The organism is Salinibacterium sp., from assembly GCF_031364185.1.
Taxonomy (GTDB): domain Bacteria; phylum Actinomycetota; class Actinomycetes; order Actinomycetales; family Microbacteriaceae; genus Rhodoglobus.
On sequence record NZ_JANLVV010000150.1, the window covers coordinates 52,224 to 65,261 of the forward strand.

Below are 13,038 nucleotides of genomic sequence, written 5' to 3' on the forward strand. Positions count from 1 at the left end.
CCACCTAGGCGACCAGCGTTTTATCGCGGATCTGGCGCTTCACGCGCGCGAGCATCCCTGTCATGCCTCGGATGCGGAGTGGGCTGACGGCCGCCGTCAACCCAATGCTGTTCGGGTAGTCATCGGGCACGTCCAGCACCTCAGAGGCACGCAACCCGCTCAGCCCCCGCACAAGAATGGAGGCAAATCCGCGGGTGGTGGGTGACTCTCTCGGCGCCGTAGCGAAAAGGTGTACAGCCTGCTCGCCGTCGACTTCGACAAAGATAAAAACGGGGGACTGGCACTCCACCACTCGTTCTAGAAGGTCAGGATGATCGGAGTATCGAGTGGGAAGCTCGGGAAGCTCGTTCGCAAACTCGAGAAGCAGTTGAAGTCGAGTCTTTACCTCGAGACCGAGGAAGTCATCCCGGATCTCGGCGAGTTGTTCGGGGAGCTGATCCTGCGTCACTGTGGCGGCCTGTTTTCTCGGTACCTGTCCTGGTGGTCCGGTACCGGTCCCGGCGCCGAACCCTGCACGATAGGTACGCGAACCGCCGAGCCCCATTCCGTCCACGAGCCGTCATAGTTGCGCACGTTCTCGAAGCCCAGGAGGTGTGTGAGCACGAACCAGGTATGACTGGAGCGTTCCCCGATGCGGCAGTACGCCACCACGGAGTCTCCCGGTCGCAGGCCCGCGCCATCGCGATAAATTGCCGTGAGCTCGTCGAAGGATCGGAACGTTCCATCCTCGGCGGCGGCCTTGCTCCACGGGACATTTTGCGCGCTGGGGATGTGCCCCGCACGAAGGGCACCCTCCTCGGGATACGCGGGTGCCGTCGTGCGTTCCCCAGTAAATTCCTCCGGAGAGCGAACGTCGATCAGCGGGCTGCCGAGATGCGCGAGGACATCGTCTTTGTAGGCGCGAATACGAGAGTCATCGCGCTGAACCACGGGATAGTCGACTGTGTCGGCGCTTTCTGGATCCGTCGTGTACCGGCGTCCGTCGGCCTCCCACTTCACCCTGCCACCGTCGAGGAGCCGAACATCGTCGTGGCCGAAAAGGCTGAAGACCCAGAGCGCGTAGGCGGCCCACCAATTGCTTTTGTCCCCGTAGATGACGACTGTGCTGTCCCGGCGGATTCCCTTCGAACCCAGGAGCGAGGCAAATCGCTCGCCGTCGATATAGTCGCGTTCGACCGGATCGTTGAGATCGGTGTGCCAGTCGATCTTGACCGCTCCGGCGATGTGTCCAGTTTCATACAGCAACACATCCTCATCCGATTCCACGACGACGAGGCCGGGTTCTCCGAGATGCGCTTCGAGCCACTCACCTGACACGAGCCGTTCGGGGTGTGCGAAATGGGCGAATCTCGTCGCGCTGTCGACCTCGACGGTCATGGGATACCTCCGTGATTGCTGTGATTACGGGAGGTGCTCGTGAGCCAGCTAGGCTGACATCTCCCTAACGTCAAATCTACGCTGTGCGGGATTGCGCCGTTGTAAGACTTCGACACAAGCCGAGGCAGATCCATGAGTGCCGAAGAACCAAGGTCGCCGGGTCGCCTGGTCGACCGTGTTCCTACTCTCGATGGGCTCGAGATGATCGCGCACCTTGTGCCCCCGCGACAGTTCACCACTGCCACTCTCGATTCGTATCGCCCAGACAGGGATTACCCCTCGCAGGGCGGCGCTGTGGCAGCGATTCGCAACTTTGTCGCCGGCTGGAATTCGGGCGGCGGACGACTATTCTCACGCAGGAAAACCAACGCCACCCTGCCCGGCATTTATCTCGATGGCGGCTTCGGTGTAGGCAAAACCCACCTTCTCGCCGCTCTCTGGCACGGAGCGCCCGATCGCAAATATTTCGGCACATTCATCGAGTACACAGCACTGGTAGGTGCCCTGGGATACGCACCAGCCGTGAAACTATTCACCGGCGCATCTTTGGTATGTATCGATGAATTCGAACTCGATGACCCAGGTGACACTCGTCTCATGTCACGACTTCTGAATGAACTCGTGTCGTCGGGTACACGAATCGCCGCGACATCCAACACCCCACCCAATGCTCTGGGTGAAGGGCGATTCGCGGCGCAGGATTTTTTGCGTGAGATCGACTCGCTGGCGGCGAAGTTCACCACCGTCAGGGTAGACGGCCTCGATTATCGGCGTCGTGATGGTGAAGCGCATGCGGTGACGGTGACAGATGTGGCCGCCGGCCTCGCCGCTATTGCCGGTGAGACCACCCTCGATCGGCTTGATGATGTGCTCGCGCATCTCGGCACCGTTCATCCGTCCCGTTACGCCAAGATTGTCGAAGGGCTTTCAGGGATCGGGCTCACCGGTGTTCATATTTTCGCAAGCCAGACTGACGCCCTGCGATTTGTTGCCTTCGTCGACAGACTGTACGACTCGCAGGTGCTGATCGTGGCTGAGGGAATCCCACTCGATCAGGTTTTTCCTGAGGAGATGCTTGCCGGGGGGTACCGGAAAAAATACCTGCGCGCGGCATCACGGCTGATCGCACTGACCAGCGGCGTCGACTGACGGCGCAGACCAACAGCACCTACCGCGACACACCGGCGGGTCTCGCGCACCGCCTGTTCCGTCGGACCCATCCACGGGCACATCGCCGCGCTGAGAGACCGTTTCACGCCTGCGACAGGCCGAGCACACGAAACACGATGTTTACATGGCTCGCGGTCGCGTAACAGTCCAGAAACACGTGAACACATCCGGCGAAACCTCGGATCGGCACACTGTGACCGTACCCGCGTTGACACCTTGTGGTGCAGACCGGATGGTGCACCCTTCACAGCAACAATGAGAGGTACTCAATGGATTCTGGCAATACGGCCTTCCTGCTTATCGCGTCGGCACTTGTGCTCCTGATGACTCCGGGGTTGGCCTTTTTCTACGGTGGACTGGTCAAGGCCAAAAGCGTCATCAGCATGATGATGATGAGCTTTGGTGCCATTGGGCTGATCGGGGTGCTGTGGGCTCTATACGGCTACGCCATATCCTTCGCGGGCGCTGGCGGACCGGGTTTCTCTGGCGTCGATGGTTTTCTGGGCATCAACATGGGAAATGTCGGCCTCACAGCCGCCTACGACCAGGCGGTCAATGGCGTTGACAATGGGCTTCCCTACCCGGATCTGGCATTCGTGGCATTTCAGGCCACGTTCGCGATCATCACCGTGGCACTGATCTCGGGGGCGATCGCGGACCGTGCGAAATTCGGAGCGTGGATGATCTTTGCGGGCATCTGGTCTACCGTCGTCTACTTTCCGGTGGCGAGTTGGGTGTTCAACTTCACTCTGGGTGAGAACGAGAACGCGGCAGATTTCTCAGCCGCCACCTTCTCCGATGGCGGGTGGTTAACCTACGGCCTCCAGAACGTCTTCGGTGTTGGGGCGCTGGACTTCGCGGGTGGAACTGCCGTGCACATCAATGCCGGTGCGGCCGCTCTGGCCCTGGCGCTGGTTTTGGGCAAGCGGGTGGGCTTCGCGAAGGGCATCAGCGTCCCGCACAACCCGCCGTTCGTGCTTCTGGGTGCCGGGCTGCTCTGGTTCGGATGGTTTGGTTTTAATGCTGGCTCAGAACTGGCCGCTGATGGCTTTGCCGCTGTCGCCTTTGTCAATACACTGATCGCCCCCGCCGCCGCGCTGCTGGCGTGGCTTGTCGTTGAGAAGATCAAGGACGGCAAGCCGACCTCGGTCGGGGCCGCATCAGGTGCTGTGGCGGGACTGGTAGCGATCACGCCCGCGTGCGCGTTCCTTACCCCCGGCTGGGCGCTGGTGCTCGGTGCCATCGCCGGGGTCGTGTGCGCGCTGGCCATCGACCTGAAATTCAAGCTCGGATTCGATGACTCGCTCGACGTCGTGGGTATCCACCTGGTCGGCGGTCTCATCGGCACGCTGTTCCTCGGCATTTTCGCCACCGGGGCAGGCTTTATCTACAGCGGTAGTGGAGTTCAGCTTCTCGTGCAGGCAATTGCGGCTTTCTCCGTTTTGATCTTCTCGTTTGTCGGTGCCTACGTGATTGGCTTCATCCTTGAGAAGACGATGGGTTTCCGGATTAAAAGTGAGGACGAGATTGCCGGCATCGACACCGTCGTCCACGGAGAAGAAGGCTACGTCTTTACCGACGCCAAAGCGTAACGGCACTACCCCCGTACAGGGTGTCGTTCTTCAGAGCGGCACCCTTTACCCTTCTTAGTTAAGGGAGATTCTTGTGGGCAGCTGGGGGGTGGCGGTGGGGTCCGTTGCGGCGATCCTCCTGATCCTCGTCTCGCTCGCCGTGGTCGACACGCGCATGCTCCCGGTAGCGCCGTGGGTTAGATCGGTCGTCGTGTCGCTCTCGTGTGCATCGACCGGGGTGGTGTCATGGCTGGTTCTTGCGCCGGTGTTGGTCCCGGATGCCGCTGGTCCACTGTTTCTTCCCGTGGCGGCTCTCGGCGGGGTGGCGTCATACCTTGCCACTATTGCCGTCCGTGCGGGCGGCGGTGGCGTAGCCGTCACACTGCTGTTCGGCGTCTTATGGAGTCTGCTGGTATATGTTCCGACGGCCGCGCGCACCTTTGCCAATTCGGGTGCTGCCGGGGCGCTCACCATAAACCCTGTTGACCATGGTGGCTCGCTGGCGGTAAACGTAGCCTCCGGCGCTGCAGCCCTCGGGGTGCTTCTCTGTGGCGGACCGAGACTGCGCACCGCAACCATCAGTCGCACAACCGGGCTCGTCGGTGTCATTGGGCTGTGCTCGGGATGGCTCTTATGGCTCGCCGGCGCAGAGTTTGCCGTGGACGATGCGAGCGCCGCGATCCTCGCTAACGGGGTCGTCGGTGCCGCCGGGGGAGTCGTTGGATGGCTCGTCTCGCAACGCATTAGGCATAGGTCGGTTACGTTGAACTCTCTTGCGGCCGGGCTTATCAGCGGGCTAGTCGCGGTGACGGCGGGCGCCCCCCTGTTCACCCCCGTCTCCGCGGCCGCGGCCGGAGTGCTGGCGGGAGGAGCGGCCTGTATTTTTACGCTGAGTCGGGTCGGAAGCACTCGTCGTCAACAGTGGTTCGTGGTTGGCTCGCACCTTGTTGCGGGAGCGATCGGCACCGTCTTATTGGGCTTGCTCGCCACCAATATGGGGTTCCTGTTCACCGGATCTGTCACGCTGATCGTGGATCAGATCCTCGGTACGATTATTGTTGCGGGCTATTCGGCGGTCGTCTCTGTGTTGTTGTGGCTCATCCTGAGGACCGGTGCAACAATCTTTTCTGGCGCGAGGACAAGGACGGCACGATGATAGATCCGATCCAGCCCACCGCGCCGGAACTCACGGGCAGGGCCGTGGCGAGCCAGCGCTGGTCGAAGCTGGCGTTCCTGCACTGGCGTGTACCCGCATCTGCACTGGTCGACCTCATGCCCGTAGGTGTGAGACCCGATGAGCATGACGGATCAAGTTGGGTCGGGTTGATCTACTTTTACCTTGATCGTGCGACCCTTTCTGGCAGCCCACCGATACCGTATCTCGGCTCCTTCACCGAGGTGAATGTGAGGCTATACGGGGTCGATGAGCAAGGTCGTCGCGGAGTCGTTTTCTGCTCCCTTGAAGCGTCGAGGCTAGCAGCGGTGCTCGCGGCCAGGGCTGCCTTTTCGATTCCGTATTTCTGGGCGCGCACCTCGCTGACCGAGCGGGACGGGAGCATCCATTACCACTCGCGGCGACATCTCGGCCGTGATGAGTCGCGGCTGAGCATCACGCCCGGGTCCACCCCGATAACGGATGATCCGACCGCTCAGTTCCTGACGGCCCGCTGGGGGCTGTTTACCCGCAGGTTCGGCCGCACCATCCTGCTGCCGAACCACCACGCCCCCTGGAACCTGGTGGATGCCACAGTGATCTCTCTGCAGGACACCCTCCTCGAGCGCGCCGGCATTCCGGGACTCGCGGACACGCCCCCGGATTCGGTGCTGTATAGCGAAGGCGTTACGACCTGGTTTGGGAAGGCCCTTCGTTAGGTCCATGGGTGTCACCATCGAGAATTTGCCCGCTGAGGATCGCAGCGCCCGCGACGGCGACCGGCATCATGACGACCGCGCCGAGGGGAACGAGAAATACCAGATAGCTCGCCAGGCCGAAGCCGACCACCTGCGGTCGGCGGGTCTTCAGAGCGCGCCTGCGTTCGGATAGTGTTTTGCCGCGCGATTCGAACGCGGGACCGGTGAGCTCTGTTGCGAGAAACCAGCCGCCCACGAGGGCACCGAGGAGTGCCGCAAGAATCGTGCCAACGACGGGGATGAACCCGAGCACGAAGAGAGCCACGCCCGCGAGGACCGTCGGGGCGAGCATCCGAAGCCCATCGGTAACCCCGCGAAGGGCCGCCGCCCAGAGCCCCGTCTCGTGCGTCACCGAGACCCCGCCTGACCGAGTTTCCACATGTCTCCAGATGCGCTCGTAAAAAGGCTGGCCGACAATCAGGGTGATGGTCGTGAACGTGTTGACGATGAACAGGACGGCAGAGACCGCGAAGGCCACACCGATCAGGAAGCGAAACGCGACTCGGAGGGAGTCGTCCCATTCTGAGGCGAACGGAGTCAATGCCCGCACAATCACGTCGAGGTTCAGCCCGAGTGCAACGATCGCGACGATAAACAGGGCGGCCACGATCACGGCCGGGACGAGCCCCAGGACCATCAGACCAGGGGCGGTGCGCCACACGGTGAAACCCTGGCCGAGCACACCGACACCGGAGAGGAACTGGCGTATGACGCCCTTCATACGACTTGACGTGGCCACAACAGCAGACTATCGGCGCGCGAGTCGGCCGGATCTCAGAGCACGAGGCGCGGGAGTGGTGGGCGATACCGGACTCGAACCGATGACCTCTTCCGTGTGAAGGAAGCGCGCTACCAACTGCGCCAATCGCCCGCGACCACAATCCTGCCACAGGTTCGCGACCCGCCCGTCACACGATTGGCTCTCGTCACTGACTTCGGATACAGTCGTCTAGCACGCAGCAATGCGGGTAGTGCGGATGTGGCGCAGTGGTAGCGCATCACCTTGCCAAGGTGAGGGTCGCGAGTTCGAATCTCGTCATCCGCTCGAGTGGGACGTGTCAGCGGCCGCTGATTTTTCTCGCACAGGGTGGCGTGGCCGAGAGGCGAGGCAACGGCCTGCAAAGCCGTGTACACGGGTTCAAATCCCGTCGTCACCTCGCAGGGGCTTGCCAAGAGCCTCTGAACACCCCATAACTAAATACACCTGAGCGATTGGCGCAGCGGTAGCGCGCTTCCCTGACACGGAAGAGGTCGCTGGTTCGATCCCAGTATCGCTCACGGAAAAATGGCCCCGACTCTGTCGGGGCCATTTGTGCTTCCCAGCAGGAGAATTCGACGCACTGCAGAGCGAACCGTGACCACCCGGGTCGCGGCTAAAGTTGTGGGGTGAGTACCGGATTCGAACTTTTTACCGACCGCTCCGTTGTCGCTATACGCGTCAACGGCGAAGTGAAGGATCTCGCGGCCTCGACGAGTGAGACGGACGCCGTCGAACCCGTGACGATCGATTCCCCGGCCGGGCTCGCAATCCTTCGCCACTCGGCTGCTCATGTTGCCGCGCAGGCACTGCAGTCGATCAACCCTGAGGCAAAGCTCGGCATCGGCCCGCCCGTCACGGATGGCTTTTACTACGACTTCGACGTCGTGGACCCGCTCACTCCCGAGGACGTTAAGGCTGTCGAGAAGGCCATGGATCGGATCATCCGGCAGGGCCAGCGGTTTCAGCGCCGTGTCGTGACCGAGGCCGAGGCCCGAGCAGAGTTCGCGAGTGAGCCGTACAAGCTCGAACTCATCGGGCTGAAGGGTAACGATGCCGAGGAAGGCCAGGACAGCGAATCCGTGGAGGTGGGCGGTGCCGAGCTGACCATCTACGACAACGTCGACGGAAAGACCGGCGAGGTCTACTGGAAAGACCTGTGCCGAGGCCCGCACCTGCCCAACACCCGGATGATCGGCAATGGGTGGGCCCTCACTCGCACCGCTGCCGCCTATTGGCGAGGCTCGGAGAAGAACAAGCAACTCCAGCGCGTTTACGGCACTGCCTGGGCGAGCAAGGACGACCTTCGCACCTATCAGGCACGCCAGGAAGAGGCTCTGAAGCGCGATCACCGCAAACTTGGTGCCGAACTCGACCTGTTCTCTTTTCCCGATGAGATCGGTTCAGGGCTTGCGGTATTCCACCCGAAGGGTGGAATCATCCGTCGCGAAATGGAGGACTATTCGCGCAGGCGCCACGAGGAGGAGGGGTACGACTTCGTCTACACCCCGCACATCACGAAGTCGCAACTGTTCGAAACTTCGGGTCATCTGGGCTGGTATGCGGACGGTATGTTCCCTCCAATGCACCTTGATGAGGCGCGAAACGAGGAGGGTGAGATCACCCGCCAGGGTGCTGACTACTACCTCAAGCCCATGAACTGCCCTTTCCACATCCTTGTGTATCGCTCCAGCGCGAGGTCCTACCGCGATCTGCCACTGAGATTCTTTGAATTCGGAACCGTGTATCGCAACGAGAAATCCGGGGTGATCCACGGCCTGACTCGGGTACGCGGCCTGACCATGGATGACGCGCACATTTTCACCACGAAGGAGCGAATGAAAGAGGAGTTGGCCAATACCCTCGGCTTCGTCCTCTCCCTGCTGCGTGACTATGGTCTCACCGACTTTTACCTCGAGCTGTCAACGAAGGATCCCGAGAAGTACGTCGGCGACGATGATGTGTGGGAAGAAGCCACCACCACGCTGAGGGAGGTTGCCGTCGAGTCAGGCCTCGAACTGGTGGCCGATCCTGGTGGAGCCGCGTTCTACGGGCCCAAAATCTCGGTGCAGGCTCGGGATGCCATCGGCCGGACCTGGCAGATGTCTACGGTGCAGCTTGACTTCAATCTTCCCGAGCGTTTCGAGCTTGAGTACACGGCCGCCGATGGTACGCGCCAGCGGCCCGTGATGATTCATCGTGCACTGTTCGGATCGATCGAGCGATTCTTTGGGGTGTTGACCGAACACTACGCCGGAGCGTTCCCCGTGTGGCTCTCCCCGGTGCAAGTCGTCGGAATTCCGGTGGCGGAAGCATATGAGGCCTACCTTGGCGATGTCATCACGAGGCTGAAGGCGGTCGGAGTCAGAGCCGAGCTCGATGCGTCGAGCGAGCGCATGCAAAAGAAGATCCGCACACACACAAAGCTCAGGGTGCCCTACCAGCTCATTGCCGGGGAGGATGATGCGGCCAATGGCTCAGTCAGCTTCCGCTTCCGTGATGGCAGCCAGGAGAATGGCGTGCCGATCGCCGATGCAATTGCGCGCATCACCGAATCCATTGCCAGCCGCGCCCAGGTATGACGACCATCGCGTGACGGTCGTGGGATGAGGGACACGGCATGAAGCACACCGCATGAAGGACACCGCATGAAGGACTATGACGGCACCGAGGTCGGCGCCGCTGAGTCTGCCGATAAGTTTGCGGCCGTACCCGACGCGTTCCAGCGATTATGGACGCCCTATCGAATGGTCTACATCAGGGACAATTCCGAACAGGCGCCCCAGGAACATGACTGCCCCTTCTGCGAGGCACCGAAATTGGATGACGAGAAAGCCCTGATTGTTGCGAGGGGCGAACTCGCTTACGTCTTGTTGAACCTTTATCCTTACAACAGTGGACACCTCCTCGTATGCCCCTACCGGCATGTTGCAACATATGACGGGGCCACGCCCGAGGAAATCGCAGAAATCGGAAGTCTCACCCAGGTGGCGATGCGAGTGCTGAGAGAGACAGCACAGGTGGACGGTTTTAACATCGGTATGAACCAGGGTCGCATCGCCGGCGCTGGGATTGCCGAGCACCTGCACCAGCACATCGTGCCGAGATGGGCGCAGGATTCCAATTTCTTTCCCATTATTGCGGGCACCAAAGCCGTCCCGCGGTTGCTGGGGGAGGTTCGCGCCGAGGTTGCGAATGCCTGGCCGCGCAGCGCCTGATACGGAGCACCTGGACACTCGCGTGGACCAAGCCACCGGATGCCCATTGGCCGCAGCCGAGGCGTCCATCCCACGCGTAGAATTGACGATTATGAGCACTAACAGCACAGCAGACAGCACCGGTGTGGACACGATGGGCACGAGTCGCGTTAAGCGTGGTCTCGCCGAGATGCTTAAGGGCGGCGTCATCATGGATGTCGTCAACGCCGAGCAGGCAAGAATCGCCGAAGACGCGGGAGCGGTCGCCGTCATGGCGCTCGAGCGAGTTCCCGCCGATATCCGCTCGCAGGGCGGCGTTGCTCGGATGAGTGACCCAGATCTGATTGATGGCATCATCGCGGCCGTGTCTATCCCGGTCATGGCGAAGGCCCGCATCGGTCACTTCGTCGAAGCACAGGTGCTCGAGGCGCTCAAGGTCGACTACATCGATGAGTCAGAAGTGTTGAGCCCAGCCGACTACGTCAACCACATTGATAAGTGGAATTTCTCCGTGCCATTCATCTGCGGCGCAACCAACCTCGGGGAGGCGCTTCGTCGCATCACCGAGGGCGCCGCCATGATCCGTTCGAAGGGGGAGGCCGGCACCGGTGACGTTTCTGAGGCGACGAAGCACATCCGCACGATCCTCGGCGAGATCAGGGCATTGAAGGGCAGGTCGAAAGAGGAGCTCTATGTGGCGGCGAAGGAGCTGCAGGCCCCCTACGACCTCGTGCGCGAGGTCGCCGAGTCGGGCCGGCTGCCCGTCGTGCTCTTCACGGCCGGAGGAGTCGCAACGCCCGCGGATGCGGCGCTCATGATGCAGCTCGGCGCGGATGGTGTCTTCGTTGGCTCAGGAGTTTTCAAGTCAGGAAACCCCGTGCAGCGCGCCGCCGCGATCGTCAAGGCAACAACCTTTTACGACGACGCAGCGATCATCGCTGAGGCGTCCCGAGGTCTGGGCGAAGCGATGGTGGGCATCAACGTATCTGACCTGCCCGCACCGCACCGCCTTTCTGAGCGTGGCTGGTAGCGCGTCGCCCACAATAGGAGTTCTCGCCCTACAGGGTGATTTTCGTGAGCACATGGCCGTGGTGCGTTCTCTTGGGTTCGACGCGATTGCCGTGAGGCGTCCCGAGGAGCTTGCGCGTGTGGCGGGGCTCATCATTCCCGGCGGCGAGTCGAGCGTGATAGACAAACTCAGCCGCATGTTCGGGCTTGCTGGCCCTCTCAGGGCGGCCGTGGCATCCGGAATCCCCGTCTACGGAACGTGCGCAGGGTTGATCATGCTGGCCGACACCCTGCTCGACTCGATCGACGGCCAGCAGACCCTCGGTGGGTTCGATATCGTCGTCAGGCGCAACGCCTTTGGGTCCCAGCTCGACTCGTTCGAGACCGACATCACAGTGCCCATCCTGGGGGATCCTCCAGTGCATGCGGTGTTTATCCGTGCGCCGGTGGTGGAGTCAGTGGGTGAGCGGGCAACTGTTCTGGCGACCCTGCACGACGGCCGAGTCGTGGCAGTGGAGCAGGGCAACCTGTTGGGCACGTCGTTTCACCCGGAGATGACGGGCGACACCCGTTTCCACGAATACTTTTTGACGAAGGTGTCAGCGGCGTAACCCACGACCACGGGCCTGCGCGATTATGGGTGGATGAACCTGTATTCCGACTTCGCTCCGCGCAGAACCCGTCAGATTATTGGTGACCTACTGGCCCTTGCTGCTATCGGTGCCTGGGCCTGGCTGGGTACCACCGTGTTTCAACTGATCTCAAACCTCTCCGCTTTCGGGATCCAGATGGAGCAGGCCGGGTCGGGATTTCGGCAGACGATGGTCGAGGCCGGAAGGACGTTGGGCGGTATCCCGCTGATCGGCGGTGGTATCCGGGTGCCCTTCGACGGGGCCAGTGATGCGGGGCAGGCTCTTCAGAGCGCGGGCCAGAGCCAGCAGCTAGCCGTTTCCCAGTTGGCTACCGGCCTCGGAGTGGGCATTACCGTGGTGCCGAGCCTGATGATCCTCACGCTCTGGTTGGTGCCCCAATCCGATTCTCGAGAAGATCCGCCAATGCGCGAGCGATGATGGATGCCCCTGCCGGGGTCGATCTGCTGGCCTTCCGTGCTCTCGCCAACCAAAACATCGCCGCGCTGTCGTCCGTCGGACCCGATCCCATGGAGGCGTGGCGTCGAGGCGACGAGACGGTCACTCGCGCCCTGGCTGTACTCGAACTGAGGTCGGCGGGAGTGCGTCTCACCGACTGAGGGGAGCCGGGCATCCGGCGGCTGGTTAGGATGTTGTTCATGTCAGGCCACTCCAAATGGGCAACCACCAAGCATCAGAAGGCGATCAAAGATTCGCGCCGTGCAAAGTCGTTCGCCAAGCTCATCAAGAACATCGAGGTCGCAGCGAAAATGGGCGGGGCCGATCTTTCGGGTAACCCCACCCTCGTAGACGCCATCCAGAAGGCGAAGAAAACCTCGGTCCCAAACTCGAACATCGATTCAGCGGTCAAGCGTGGCTCGGGTCAGCTTGGCGAGGCCGTCGACTACATGACGATCATGTACGAGGGTTACGGCCCCGGCGGGGTCGCGCTCTTGGTCGAATGTCTCACCGACAACCGCAACCGCGCCGCCGCCGATGTCAGGACTCTGATGAGCCGCAATGGCGGCAACCTCGCAGACCCGGGCAGCGTTGCCTACAATTTCACGCGCAAGGGTGTCATCTCGATCACGAAAACCGACGGCGTTTCCGAGGATGACATCCTTCTTGCGGTGCTCGACGCGGGAGCAGAAGAGGTCAATGACAGAGGCGAGGGCTTCGAGGTCGTCACAGATACGGCCCACCTGGTCGCTGCCCGCGAAGCCCTGCAGGCGGCAGGAATCGACTATGACGCCTCCGAGGCAGAGTTCATGCCGAACCTGACAGTTGACGTTGATGCCGACATCGCGAGAAGAGTGATGAAGCTTATCGATGCTCTTGAAGATTCGGACGATGTGCAGAACATATATTCGAATTACGACGTGTCGCCCGAGGTGCAGGCCGAATTGGACCAAGACTAG

14 protein-coding genes and 4 tRNA genes are annotated in these 13,038 nt (G+C 61.4%); 14 read left to right on the top strand and 4 right to left on the bottom strand.

Annotation, left to right across the window (positions count from 1 at the left end; translation table 11 throughout):
* Positions 1 to 4 precede the first annotated feature (4 nt).
* Both RMN95_RS06930 and RMN95_RS06935 read right to left on the bottom strand, forming a co-directional pair.
* On the bottom strand, positions 5 to 448 hold the full coding sequence (locus RMN95_RS06930) for a SufE family protein (RefSeq protein WP_309616210.1): 444 nt from the start codon (positions 446 to 448) through the stop codon (positions 5 to 7).
* Positions 445 to 1,377, bottom strand: a complete 933-nt coding sequence (locus RMN95_RS06935; protein WP_309616211.1) for a sulfurtransferase — start codon at positions 1,375 to 1,377, stop codon at positions 445 to 447. The genes RMN95_RS06930 and RMN95_RS06935 overlap by 4 nt, the downstream gene beginning before the upstream one ends.
* A gap of 132 nt (positions 1,378 to 1,509) precedes the next feature.
* Between RMN95_RS06935 and zapE the strand changes: the two genes are divergently transcribed.
* The 4 genes from zapE (at position 1,510) to RMN95_RS06955 (ending at position 5,990) form a co-directional block, all read left to right on the top strand.
* A complete protein-coding gene (gene zapE / locus RMN95_RS06940) occupies positions 1,510 to 2,526 on the top strand; it encodes a cell division protein ZapE (protein WP_309616212.1) in 1,017 nt (338 codons plus the stop codon).
* Positions 2,527 to 2,816: 290 nt separating this feature from the next.
* Positions 2,817 to 4,139 (top strand): ammonium transporter, encoded by a 1,323-nt coding sequence (locus tag RMN95_RS06945; protein WP_309616213.1) that lies wholly within the window; start codon positions 2,817 to 2,819, stop codon positions 4,137 to 4,139.
* A gap of 73 nt (positions 4,140 to 4,212) precedes the next feature.
* Positions 4,213 to 5,274, top strand: a complete 1,062-nt coding sequence (locus RMN95_RS06950; RefSeq protein ID WP_309616214.1) for an ammonium transporter — start codon at positions 4,213 to 4,215, stop codon at positions 5,272 to 5,274.
* The gene (locus RMN95_RS06955) at positions 5,271 to 5,990 is read left to right on the top strand and encodes a DUF2071 domain-containing protein (protein ID WP_309616215.1); all 720 of its coding nucleotides are present in this window, start codon (positions 5,271 to 5,273) and stop codon (positions 5,988 to 5,990) included. Before RMN95_RS06950 ends, RMN95_RS06955 begins: the two co-directional genes overlap by 4 nt.
* Here the strand turns inward: RMN95_RS06955 and RMN95_RS06960 are convergent.
* Both RMN95_RS06960 and RMN95_RS06965 read right to left on the bottom strand, forming a co-directional pair.
* On the bottom strand, positions 5,959 to 6,768 hold the full coding sequence (locus RMN95_RS06960; RefSeq protein WP_309616216.1) for an EI24 domain-containing protein: 810 nt from the start codon (positions 6,766 to 6,768) through the stop codon (positions 5,959 to 5,961). The genes RMN95_RS06955 and RMN95_RS06960 overlap by 32 nt on opposite strands.
* Before the next feature lie 56 nt (positions 6,769 to 6,824).
* Positions 6,825 to 6,900: transfer RNA gene (locus RMN95_RS06965), tRNA-Val, on the bottom strand.
* 102 nt (positions 6,901 to 7,002) lie between these two features.
* Here RMN95_RS06965 and RMN95_RS06970 point away from each other — a divergent pair.
* The 10 genes from RMN95_RS06970 to RMN95_RS07015 all read left to right on the top strand — a co-directional run bounded on the left by RMN95_RS06970 (position 7,003) and on the right by RMN95_RS07015 (position 13,038).
* Positions 7,003 to 7,074 (top strand) — tRNA-Gly (locus RMN95_RS06970).
* Positions 7,075 to 7,115: 41 nt separating this feature from the next.
* Positions 7,116 to 7,186 (top strand) — tRNA-Cys (locus tag RMN95_RS06975).
* Between the two features lie 49 nt (positions 7,187 to 7,235).
* Positions 7,236 to 7,307: transfer RNA gene (locus RMN95_RS06980), tRNA-Val, on the top strand.
* Positions 7,308 to 7,415: 108 nt separating this feature from the next.
* Entirely contained in the window at positions 7,416 to 9,368 is a 1,953-nt protein-coding gene (gene thrS, locus RMN95_RS06985) for a threonine--tRNA ligase (protein WP_309616217.1), read from the top strand.
* Between the two features lie 66 nt (positions 9,369 to 9,434).
* Complete coding sequence (locus RMN95_RS06990; protein WP_309616218.1) at positions 9,435 to 10,004, top strand: HIT domain-containing protein; 570 nt, start codon at positions 9,435 to 9,437, stop codon at positions 10,002 to 10,004.
* Between the two features lie 91 nt (positions 10,005 to 10,095).
* Positions 10,096 to 11,013, top strand: a complete 918-nt coding sequence (gene pdxS, locus RMN95_RS06995) for a pyridoxal 5'-phosphate synthase lyase subunit PdxS (RefSeq protein ID WP_309616219.1) — start codon at positions 10,096 to 10,098, stop codon at positions 11,011 to 11,013.
* Positions 10,970 to 11,602: a pyridoxal 5'-phosphate synthase glutaminase subunit PdxT gene (gene pdxT, locus RMN95_RS07000; protein ID WP_309616241.1), complete on the top strand. Its 633-nt coding sequence runs from the start codon at positions 10,970 to 10,972 to the stop codon at positions 11,600 to 11,602. Before pdxS ends, pdxT begins: the two co-directional genes overlap by 44 nt.
* A gap of 33 nt (positions 11,603 to 11,635) precedes the next feature.
* Positions 11,636 to 12,061 carry a hypothetical protein gene (locus RMN95_RS07005; protein WP_309616220.1) on the top strand — a complete coding sequence of 142 codons (426 nt, stop codon included), beginning with the start codon at positions 11,636 to 11,638 and terminating at the stop codon, positions 12,059 to 12,061.
* Positions 12,058 to 12,240, top strand: a complete 183-nt coding sequence (locus RMN95_RS07010; protein ID WP_309616221.1) for a hypothetical protein — start codon at positions 12,058 to 12,060, stop codon at positions 12,238 to 12,240. The genes RMN95_RS07005 and RMN95_RS07010 overlap by 4 nt, the downstream gene beginning before the upstream one ends.
* A gap of 39 nt (positions 12,241 to 12,279) precedes the next feature.
* Positions 12,280 to 13,038: a YebC/PmpR family DNA-binding transcriptional regulator gene (locus tag RMN95_RS07015; RefSeq protein ID WP_309616222.1), complete on the top strand. Its 759-nt coding sequence runs from the start codon at positions 12,280 to 12,282 to the stop codon at positions 13,036 to 13,038.

Bases quoted from the DNA above. Each gene is read 5' to 3' on its own strand.
- zapE (WP_309616212.1), top strand. From the start codon at position 1,510: ATGAGTGCCGAAGAACCAAGGTCGCCGGGTCGCCTGGTCGACCGTGTT.
- pdxS (WP_309616219.1), top strand. From the start codon at position 10,096: ATGAGCACTAACAGCACAGCAGACAGCACCGGTGTGGACACGATGGGC.
- RMN95_RS07015 (WP_309616222.1), top strand. From the start codon at position 12,280: ATGTCAGGCCACTCCAAATGGGCAACCACCAAGCATCAGAAGGCGATC.
- RMN95_RS07010 (WP_309616221.1), top strand. From the start codon at position 12,058: ATGATGGATGCCCCTGCCGGGGTCGATCTGCTGGCCTTCCGTGCTCTC.
- RMN95_RS07005 (WP_309616220.1), top strand. From the start codon at position 11,636: ATGAACCTGTATTCCGACTTCGCTCCGCGCAGAACCCGTCAGATTATT.
- RMN95_RS06990 (WP_309616218.1), top strand. From the start codon at position 9,435: ATGAAGGACTATGACGGCACCGAGGTCGGCGCCGCTGAGTCTGCCGAT.
- RMN95_RS06945 (WP_309616213.1), top strand. From the start codon at position 2,817: ATGGATTCTGGCAATACGGCCTTCCTGCTTATCGCGTCGGCACTTGTG.
- RMN95_RS06935 (WP_309616211.1), bottom strand. From the start codon at position 1,377: ATGACCGTCGAGGTCGACAGCGCGACGAGATTCGCCCATTTCGCACAC.
- RMN95_RS06955 (WP_309616215.1), top strand. From the start codon at position 5,271: ATGATAGATCCGATCCAGCCCACCGCGCCGGAACTCACGGGCAGGGCC.